5 protein-coding genes are annotated in these 3,216 nt (G+C 69.5%); all 5 read left to right on the forward strand.

Annotated features, from left to right (window positions below):
* Positions 1-1,380 (forward strand): cbb3-type cytochrome c oxidase subunit I (locus tag APM_RS16080; protein WP_039889005.1); only part of this gene is annotated, 1,380 nt, incomplete at its 5' end.
* Positions 1,377-1,991 (forward strand): cytochrome c oxidase subunit 3, encoded by a 615-nt coding sequence (locus tag APM_RS16085; RefSeq protein WP_007424447.1) that lies wholly within the window; start codon positions 1,377-1,379, stop codon positions 1,989-1,991. The genes APM_RS16080 and APM_RS16085, both read left to right, overlap by 4 nt.
* Complete coding sequence (locus APM_RS16090; protein ID WP_007424448.1) at positions 1,991-2,359, forward strand: hypothetical protein; 369 nt, start codon at positions 1,991-1,993, stop codon at positions 2,357-2,359. Before APM_RS16085 ends, APM_RS16090 begins: the two co-directional genes overlap by 1 nt.
* 228 nt (positions 2,360-2,587) lie before the next feature.
* Positions 2,588-2,995: an RNA polymerase sigma factor gene (locus APM_RS16095; RefSeq protein WP_007424449.1), complete on the forward strand. Its 408-nt coding sequence runs from the start codon at positions 2,588-2,590 to the stop codon at positions 2,993-2,995.
* Positions 2,985-3,216 (forward strand): NrsF family protein (locus tag APM_RS16100; RefSeq protein ID WP_007424450.1); only part of this gene is annotated, 232 nt, incomplete at its 3' end. The genes APM_RS16095 and APM_RS16100, both read left to right, overlap by 11 nt.

Below are 3,216 nucleotides of genomic sequence, written 5' to 3' on the forward strand. Positions count from 1 at the left end.
ATCGTGAAACTCCGCGCTCCGGGCATGACCTGGTCGCGGCTGCCCTTCGTGGTCTGGACCTCGCTGACGACCAACATCATCGCGCTGACGGCCTTTCCCATCCTCGGCGTCGCCCTGGCGATGCTCGGCGCCGACCGCTATCTCGGCACCCATTTCTTCACCGCCGGTCTCGGCGGCAACCTGATGCTCTACACCAACCTGTTCTGGATCTGGGGGCATCCGGAAGTCTATTTCGTCGTCCTGCCGGCCTTCGGCTTCATCTCCGAAATCATCCCCACCTTCGCCGAAAAGCCGCTCTTCGGCTACGCGACGATGGTCATCGCCACCTTCGCCATCGGCGGCATTTCCTGGGGCGTCTGGCTGCACCATTTCTTCACCATGGGCGCCGGGCCGGGGATCAACATCTTCTTCAGCACCGCCACCATGCTCGTCGGCATCCCGACCGGCGTGAAGGTGTTCAACTGGGCGCTGACGCTCTGGCGCGGCCGCCTGCGCTTCGAGCCGCCGATGCTCTGGGCGCTGGGCGCTTTGTTCCTGCTCCTGGTCGGCGGCCTCACCGGCATGATGCTGGCCATCCCCGCCATCAACTACACGGTGCATAACAGCGTGTTTGTGGTGGCGCATTTCCACTGCATGATGCTGCTGATCGCCTACGCGATCTTCGGCGCCATCATCTTCTGGTTTCCCAAGCTCTTCGGCTTCCATCTCGACGCGCCCTCGGCGCGCGCGAATTTCTGGTCCTTCTCGGTGGGCACCGTGCTGGTCTTCGGCGCCATGTTCGCCCTCGGCCTGATGGGCATGACCCGCCGGCTCGACTATCTCTCCAACCCCGGCTACGAGCCGCTGCTGATCGTCGAGGAAATCGGCATCTTCTTCTACTGCGTCTCGGTCTACTACTTCGCGAAGATGATCTGGGTGAGCATCCGCGACCGCGCCCGCAACCGCGCCGGCGCCGATTGCTGGACCACCGGCCGCACGCTCGAATGGCTCACCCGCACCCCGGTGCCCTTCTACAACTACGCCGTCATTCCCGTCGTGAACGAGCGCGACGAACTGGCCTGGCGGCGCGAGCGCGGGGTCGAGTCGGTGCAGCCCGACATCACGGCGGACATCCATTTGCCGAAGAACACGGTGGCGCCGCTGCTGATCGGCGCGCTGTCCATGGGCTTCGGCTTCGGCATGGTCTGGCGGATCTGGTGGCTCGCCGGCCTCTCCCTGCTCGGGATCATCGCGGTCGTCATCGCCCGCTCCTTCGTGCGGCAGACCGAGTTCGTGCTCACCGCCGAGGAGTTGCGCCGGCACGAGGCCGGGCAGCACCTGTCCGACATTTCGGCCGACCATATCAGCCCGCCGGTCGCCGAGCTGGAGCTGTTCTCATGAGCGATACGGATCTCACCCTCTGGGTGCGCGGCGAGCCCCCCGCGCACGATACGATCGGCACGCAGACCTACGGCTTCTGGCTCTACATGATGAGCGACGCGCTGATCTTCGCCGCCCTCTTCGCCTCCTACGGCGTGCTCGATCACGCCTGGAACGCCGCCGGCGGCCCCACCGCGCGCGCCATCGTCCACCCGGTCGAGGCCTTCTGGCAGACCATCCTGCTGTTCGGCGCGGTCCTGTCCGGCAGCCTCGCCATGGCCGGCATGAAGCGCCGCAGCCGGCCGGCGGCCGCCGGCTTCCTGCTGGTCGCGGCCCTGCTCGGCACCGGCTTCGTCGCCCTCGAACTGCGCGACCTGGTCACCCTGGTCCTGGCCGGCGACACGCCCGAACGCAGCGCCTTCCTCTCGATGTTCTTCCTCCTCGTGGCCACCCACGGGCTGCACGTCATCTTCGGCCTGCTGTGGATGGGGGTGATGATCGTGCAGGTCCTCGCCTACGGCTTCACCGCCCCGGTCGTCACGCGCCTGCTCAACATGCAGATGTTCTGGCAGTTCCAGGCGGCGATCTGGGTCTGCGTCTTCGTCTTCGTCTATCTCCAGGGAGCGATGTGATGTCCGCCCGCCACGCCGATCCGCTCGACCATCCCGAAATCGCCCTCGTCAGCGCGCCGGCCGCCGTGGCCGGCACGCTGCTGGCCCTGCTGGCGATGGCGGTCGCCCTGCTGCTCACGCTGCTCCACGCCGGCACGCCGGCGATGCGGATGGCGGGCGCCGGCTGCCTCGCCGTCGTCGCCCTCGTCTCCCAGGCGCTGTTCCTCTTCCGCCTCGGCCTCGGCGAGACGCAGATCTGGAAGACGGTCGCCCTCGTCCTCGTCCTGCCGCTCTTCGTCGTCACCATCGGCCTGACCGACATCATGTTCCATTCCCTCCAGGCCCGCACCATGCTGGAGATCCCGCTGCACGGCGGCCTCGGCCCCTGAACGCCCGCGCGCGTTGACACACCGGGCGTGCGCGCGCGTTTACACCGCCTGCGTCCTCGCGCATCATCCCCTCATGCAGACGCAGCGCGACTGGGCCGCCCTGCTCGCGGCCGCGCAGGCGGGCGACCGCCGCAGCTACGAGGCGCTCCTGCGGGCCGCGCTGCCCTGGCTGCGCGCCCAGGCGCGGCGCGCTTTCCCCGCCGCCGGCGCGGCGAATGCGAGGACATCGTGCAGGACACGCTGCTGGCCCTGCACCGGAACCTCCATCTGTTCGATCCCGCCCGCCCGGCCGAGCCCTTCCTGCGCGGCATCCTCCGCCTGCGCGGCGCCGACCGGCTGCGCGCCCGGGCCCGCAACCGCGGGCGCGAGACCCCGCTCGACGACCTGCCCGTAACCTCGCCTTCGCTCGCGACGAACGACATGCAGGAGAGGGCGCTCGATGCCGGGCGCCTCGCCGCGGCGATCGACGCCCTGCCGCGGCGCGACCGGGACGTGTTGACGATGCTCAAGCTGCGCGAAATGACCCTGGCCGAGGCCGCCGCCGCCACGGGCATGACCATCGGCGCGCTGAAGGTCGCCACCCACCGCGCCATCCGCCGGCTGCGCCAGGCGCTGAAGGTGACCGATGCAGACTGAGGACCTGATCACCGCCCTGGCCGGCGATCTCCGGCCGGTCCGCCGGCTGCCGTCCCCCGCCGGCCTGCTGGCGCGCTGGCTCGCCGTCACCCTGCCGGCGCTGGCGCTGATCACCCTGATCATGGGCCCCCGGCCGGATCTCGGCGCGATCCTCGCCGGCCCCGGCTTCCTCGCCGCCGAGGCGCTCGGCGCGCTCACCGCGCTGCTCGCCGCCCATGCCG

It is taken from the genome of Acidiphilium sp. PM, assembly GCF_000219295.1.
Classification (GTDB): Bacteria; Pseudomonadota; Alphaproteobacteria; order Acetobacterales; family Acetobacteraceae; genus Acidiphilium; species Acidiphilium multivorum.